Raw genomic sequence first — 5,632 nt, 5'->3', positions numbered from 1 at the left:
ATAATTTTTTTTTTTTTTTTTTTGCCCATTTACTCTCTCGCTCTTTTTTTATAAAACCAAAACCCCGTCTTTTGTATTCTTTTTGTTTGTTCCCTTTCCGGTTTTTTTTTGGCTTTCCCGCCCAACAACGTACCTTATTTTAGGATTTAACCTTTCACCTCGTTCCCAGGTTCAACCTGGGAACGAGAAACAGAGGCTCCGCCTCAAGGTGTTCTTATCTCAGTTTCATCGAGATTTCTTGTTGAGATTTACCGATAGCATTCCGAATTTGGGTAATTCGTAGGTTGAGATTTTCGACAAATTACTACTTACCACAAACCAAGCTAATCTACATTTTTAACACTTTTCGTCGCTGCATTGCTTCGCCAACAATAATATTTAACTCGTTCCCAATTAACAACACCAAACAACTGAGATAAATCCACAACTGTAGCACTATAAAACCGCCCACAGCACCATAAACTCGATTAAAATTTCCATAACTAGAGACATAAATTTTAAACCCTTGAGACAGAATTGCCCATGCTAATGTAGCGAGAATTGCCCCTGGTAAAATGGGAGTTCCCGCAATCCAACGACTAGAGCCAAAACGGTAAATAAAAGCGATCGTTAACGCCGCAATTCCCAAAGCCAGAGGTAAACTTAAGCGTTGCCAAAATCTTAAAATATCAAATCGCATCAAGGTATTTTGACTAGCAGCAAAATTTACGAAAAAATCAGTAATAAATACTAACGCTAAAGCACTAATTAGTAAGAACATAGTTGCTATTGTTAGTATTATAGAAACTAATCTAGCTTTCCAGAAAGGTCGCATCTCTTCTTGAGGAATTCGCTGTATTTTATCCAGCGCATACATTCCCGCACTCATTCCCGCAGAAGCCGACCAAATCCAAAAGAAAAAACTGAGAGAAAACAGTGATTGACTTTCAGTTTTCAGCAATTCTTGAATAAAACCACCAATGAGAAATGCTACTTCATCTGGTACGACTTTCGTCATTCTAATTAACAGAGTTTCAAAAGTAATTTTTAAGGGATTAAATAAACCAATTGCCGCTAGAAATGCCATAATCGCTGGAAACAAAGACAGCATCAGGTGATAAGTCATTTCAGCAGCTAAACCTGGTAATCTCTGGCTGAAAGTGCGCTTTAGGACTTCCTGCACAACAGCAAAGTTAAGGTACTTAAAAAACCGGAAAAATCGAGTTAACAGCATTGTTTTATCAAAGATTTCCACCTTAGTTTAGACTGAACTTGAGGCACAATTAAAGCTTTATTTAGTGTACTGACCGCATTGGCTCAGTTCCTCAGTTCGCGAAGTTAAGTAAACTATCGTATCTAAAAATACATTAAATCCTTTAAGGAAACTGTTCCATGAAAACACTTGTATAATAGACTTTATCTCCATTAAATCCTGTTTGTATTGCCTTTGATCAGCATCTTAATGCTAAAAATTTTACTAACTAATCAACTATGCTCCAGAAAACTAGAGACTGTAGGGTGTCATACCACACCCCTAATACTCTGAGAAACTGTAAATTCTTCCTAGCTAGATTATTTACAAAACTAGAGTTTGGCTGTATGATTTAGTGAATTTTTGTAACAAGAGCGAGCAATTATTCTGTATACTCAAATGAGTGCAGAAACGAGATATATGGACTTAGCGTGAAAACGTCGTTTATAGTTCTAGTGGGACAAAATTTATGCTGAGAGTTGAACCCCAAAACCGCCCCCTACTTAAACAAGGAATGAAAGGAGATTGGGTGGTATTTCTGCAAGATCAGTTAAATGGATGTGGCTATGGGCCAATAAATTTAGATGGAGATTTTGGCTCCCAAACATTAGCAGAAGTTAACAGATTTCAAAAAAATATCGGTCTTAAGGTAGATGGCATTGTTGGTAGAATTACTTGGACTAATCTTGATAAACAAAAAAAAATAATTGGCTGGATACCAGAGTGGCCTAGTTCCTTAACTCTAAAAGGAATTGCTGGTGCTGATAGTTTGCAAAGAGTGCAAGCTTTTATGATTCCAGAAGCTCAAAAACTGATGGGCGCTCTTCCACGTTTTTGGGGCAGATATTTCCAAGGTAATCTCAATCCTGGAGAATACTTCCGGGCTACGGAAAATCAACCTCTCCGAAATGCAGGAATTAGAGTTTTACCTATCTCTCGCCAAACTAATAGAGTAGATGAAACTCAACAAGTAGGAGAACAATTAGGTAGTCTTCATGCGAGAGATGTTTTAAACACTTTTGGAGAAAGTTATTTAGCTTCCATACAAGTAGACGGCTTGTATTTTTTCCTAGATGTAGAACCAATAGATCCTTTATCAACTGGTTTTTATATAGGATGGTCAACTGCGGTAATTAAAAGTAGTACTAGGGTGAGATTTTTGCCTGCTGTTTACCTGAATGCAGCCGATAGTATTACTACTAGAAACCTAAGTGCAGCTATGAAAGCTGGCGCACAATGTCATGGTTTATGGGTGGCTAATTATGGAAATAATCAGGCTCTAATTTCTCCTTGGAATAAAGACAAAGCTAGGGTAGCTACCCCAGTACCCTGTAAAGTTCTCATGCGTCAATATGCGGGAGATATTAAAAATGGATTATACGATTTTAACCAAATGAATCCATTTTTAGATAATCAAGAATTAGTCCTCAAGAGATTGATTTTGCCTCCTGCATAACTATTAAGCTATCCTCCCAAGTCTTATCGTTAGGAAGTGGCCGATAAATCCTCTCTTTATGGTAATTTGGGAGGAAATCCAAGATCTAGTAAGGTTGATTTATGGCTTTTAATATTAATGTCCTAAAATTAGAAACAATTAGAAAAGGATCGACAGGGCTTTATGTCAGCGCTTGGCAGCAATTTTTGCAGTCCAAAAATTTTTCAGTTGGGGCAGCTGATGGATCTTTTGGTACTGTAACAGATACAGCCACTCGCAACTATCAGCAAAGAAATAATTTACCTGTAAATGGAGTGGTAGATACTACAACCTATCGCAAAGCTTTAGAACAGGGATATCTATTTTTTGTCCCTAATCGTACTGCTAATATGATTTTAAGTTATCTCAATTTTGGGATAACAGAAATTAGAGATTTGCAGCGAAGTTTAAATGTGATAGGATCTTTGGTTCCGCCATTAGCAATTGATGGTGATTTTGGGGCGACGAGTGTAGAAGGATTAGGCGAAACTTACAAAAAGATAGATATTAACTTTCGTCCTAGATTAGAACAAACTCTTTCGGCAGCAACTAAACAGAAATTAGGCGCAGATTTGCCAGCAGCTTTAGATAATATTACCGAATATGCAAGAAGATTAAGACAACAATTAAGTGGTGCTAATTGGGTAAACTTTTTTCCCGGTAGAAATACAATTGCTGATTTAGTTTCACCATTTCGCCAAAGAGTCGAAGCATTTGAGCAAGCATTACGGGCAGCTGGTGCCAAAATAGTAATTGCTGCTGTTTATCGTCCTCCACAAAGAGCTTATTTAATGCACTATTCTGCACGTATTTCTCGTGGAGAAATTGCACCACAAAATGTGCCTTCTTATCCCGGCGTAGCTATTGATTGGGTGCATTATACAAATGCTGCTTCTGTGCAAGCGGCGCGAGATATGGTGAATGCTTATGGTATTGGTAGTAATCCTGTGGCATTAACTTCTCGCCATACTCAAGGTTATGCAATTGACTGGGAAATTACTTGGGAAGGAACATTAAATGTGAAAAATGCTCAGGGAACTATTGTTAGTATTGGCACACCTCGGACTAGTTATCAAAATACTGTTCTTTGGCAAGTAGGTGCTACTTATGGTGTAATTCACTTGCGATACGATCCGCCTCATTGGTCGATCGATGGTGGTTGATTAAATCTGGTTCGTTGTGAGGACTTTAGTCCTATTATTTGACAAGGCAACGACTGAAGTCGTCACAACAAACTTGACTCACTTAAAAATTAGCTGCTGTTGATGCTGTCCAATCTTCACCAATACGCAGGGTTAAATCGGATTTAATATCTCCAATAGATGCAGGTTCAATATTACCCATTCCTAAAGCTGATTGTAATTTTTCTGCTGCTTTAATATCACCTTTTTGGACGATAATTTGGGTTTTTGTTTGGGTTTCCGGCCAATCCCGAACTAAATAAATATTGCGGAAACCTAATTTTCTTAAATATTGAGCGGCGCTATTACTTATGTTTGGTTGACCAGAGGCATTTTGAATGGCAATGCGAACTGAAGTTTCGGGATTATTATCATTCTCTGTGGCAATTTCCTTAACTTCTACACCGAAAAAGTCTTCCATGATGCGATCGCGCTTTTCCTCATCAACTACCCAATAACTCCGGCCACCAAACTCTCCTATTTCACTAAATCGACCTGGTAACATTACCATTTTTATATCAGTTTGTTGCAAGTTTAGCCCAAACTTTGCCAAGGCTAACATTTCTTCCCAATTAATATTAGTATCCACATAGTTTCTCATCACTGACATAATTTGGGGTAAGCGAGGTAAAATACTGGGATTTGTTAAACGTTGTCTGACAGCTTTTAGTAATAACTGTTGTCTTTGTACTCTGCCAATATCGCCATTTTCATCTTGACGGAATCTGGCAAATTGTTCTGCTTGTTCTCCATTGAGAGTTTGCCAACCTGGTTCTAAATTAATTTCTAAACGTTGAGTTACATCTTTGTAGTGCATTTTTTTCGGCACAAAAACTTCTACACCACCGACTAAATCTACTAATTGACGGAATGCTTCTGTTGTGACTCTGACATAGCGATCGATCAGGACTCCATCCAAAGTATCGCTAACAACTTCAGCGGCTAAAGCTGCACCACCATCAGCATTTGCTTGGTTAATTTTATCAATGCTTAAAAAGGGATTATCTACATGAGTATCTCGGGGAATTGAAAGCATTTTCACTGAGTTATCACTGGGATCTAAACGCAATAATAATAATGTATCGCTGCGACCATTTAAACCAGCGGGTGAGTCTGTCGGTGCATCAGGAACTCGATCGACTCCCATGACTAAAATGTTAACAGGTCGCGTCATTTTATGAACAGCAAATTTTTGGATAATATCAGTTAGCGATCGCGTTTGATGTTCTGGTGCGACCAAAGGTAAAGGTGTAAAAATCCCTAAAGTAATTCCTAAACTACTAGCAACAACGGTTGTTACACCAAATGCTAAACCCCACAAAAGACTTTGATTTTTTGCGGCTGACTGAATTAGCTTTACTGCGCCAGTTTTTAAAGTTTGCCATCGCTGAACCGGAGAAGTTTTCTCCGTTTCTGCTGGAAAATTACCCGACTGAGACTCGGAACCATTGTTGATCGGTTCTGCTGTATCGAACATTTGTCACACTCCTACCACACCAAAAGCAATTTTGACTTGCTTGTATCCAGTTAGTTTAATTGACTAACTGGAAATAGAAAACTGCTAATCGCCTTTTTTGTCAAGTCACAGCATTATACAAGGATTATGCACTATTGCAGAAGAGTATAAACTGAAACCAAAGGTACGTTGTTGGGGAAAAACACAAAAAAAACGCCATTTAACAACAACAAAACAAAATAGAATATATTAAGCAAAAAAAAAATTTAAAAAAAAAATAAAAAGAGGGG

Annotated in this window: 4 protein-coding genes; 2 read left to right on the top strand and 2 right to left on the bottom strand. The window is 37.9% G+C overall.

All coding sequences use genetic code 11. The features are described 5' to 3' along the window. Nucleotides 1-328: 328 nt before the first annotated feature. Complete coding sequence (locus ACE1CC_RS16515) at nt 329-1,213, bottom strand: YihY/virulence factor BrkB family protein (RefSeq protein WP_413271529.1); 885 nt, start codon at nt 1,211-1,213, stop codon at nt 329-331. A 487-nt stretch (nt 1,214-1,700) separates the two neighbouring features. Between ACE1CC_RS16515 and ACE1CC_RS16510 the strand changes: the two genes are divergently transcribed. Further along, complete coding sequence (locus ACE1CC_RS16510) at nt 1,701-2,687, top strand: peptidoglycan-binding domain-containing protein (RefSeq protein ID WP_413271528.1); 987 nt, start codon at nt 1,701-1,703, stop codon at nt 2,685-2,687. 101 nt (nt 2,688-2,788) lie between these two features. After that, the gene (locus ACE1CC_RS16505; RefSeq protein ID WP_413271527.1) at nt 2,789-3,868 is read left to right on the top strand and encodes a peptidoglycan-binding protein; all 1,080 of its coding nucleotides are present in this window, start codon (nt 2,789-2,791) and stop codon (nt 3,866-3,868) included. An 82-nt stretch (nt 3,869-3,950) separates the two neighbouring features. On the opposite strand, the gene ACE1CC_RS16500 is transcribed toward ACE1CC_RS16505, so the two are convergent. Beyond that, a complete protein-coding gene (locus tag ACE1CC_RS16500; RefSeq protein WP_413271526.1) occupies nt 3,951-5,363 on the bottom strand; it encodes an LCP family protein in 1,413 nt (470 codons plus the stop codon). Nucleotides 5,364-5,632 lie beyond the last annotated feature (269 nt).

The organism is Floridaenema aerugineum BLCC-F46 (genome assembly GCF_041929345.1).
GTDB lineage: Bacteria > Cyanobacteriota > Cyanobacteriia > Cyanobacteriales > Aerosakkonemataceae > Floridanema > Floridanema aerugineum.
The sequence above is the reverse complement of the archived record's forward strand: the minus strand, read 5'-3'. Positions and strand labels throughout refer to the sequence as shown.

What these genes read in the sequence shown, in the direction of transcription:
- ACE1CC_RS16515 (WP_413271529.1), bottom strand. Translation starts at nt 1,213, where the DNA reads ATGCTGTTAACTCGATTTTTCCGGTTTTTTAAGTACCTTAACTTTGCT.
- ACE1CC_RS16510 (WP_413271528.1), top strand. Translation starts at nt 1,701, where the DNA reads ATGCTGAGAGTTGAACCCCAAAACCGCCCCCTACTTAAACAAGGAATG.
- ACE1CC_RS16505 (WP_413271527.1), top strand. Translation starts at nt 2,789, where the DNA reads ATGGCTTTTAATATTAATGTCCTAAAATTAGAAACAATTAGAAAAGGA.
- ACE1CC_RS16500 (WP_413271526.1), bottom strand. Translation starts at nt 5,363, where the DNA reads ATGTTCGATACAGCAGAACCGATCAACAATGGTTCCGAGTCTCAGTCG.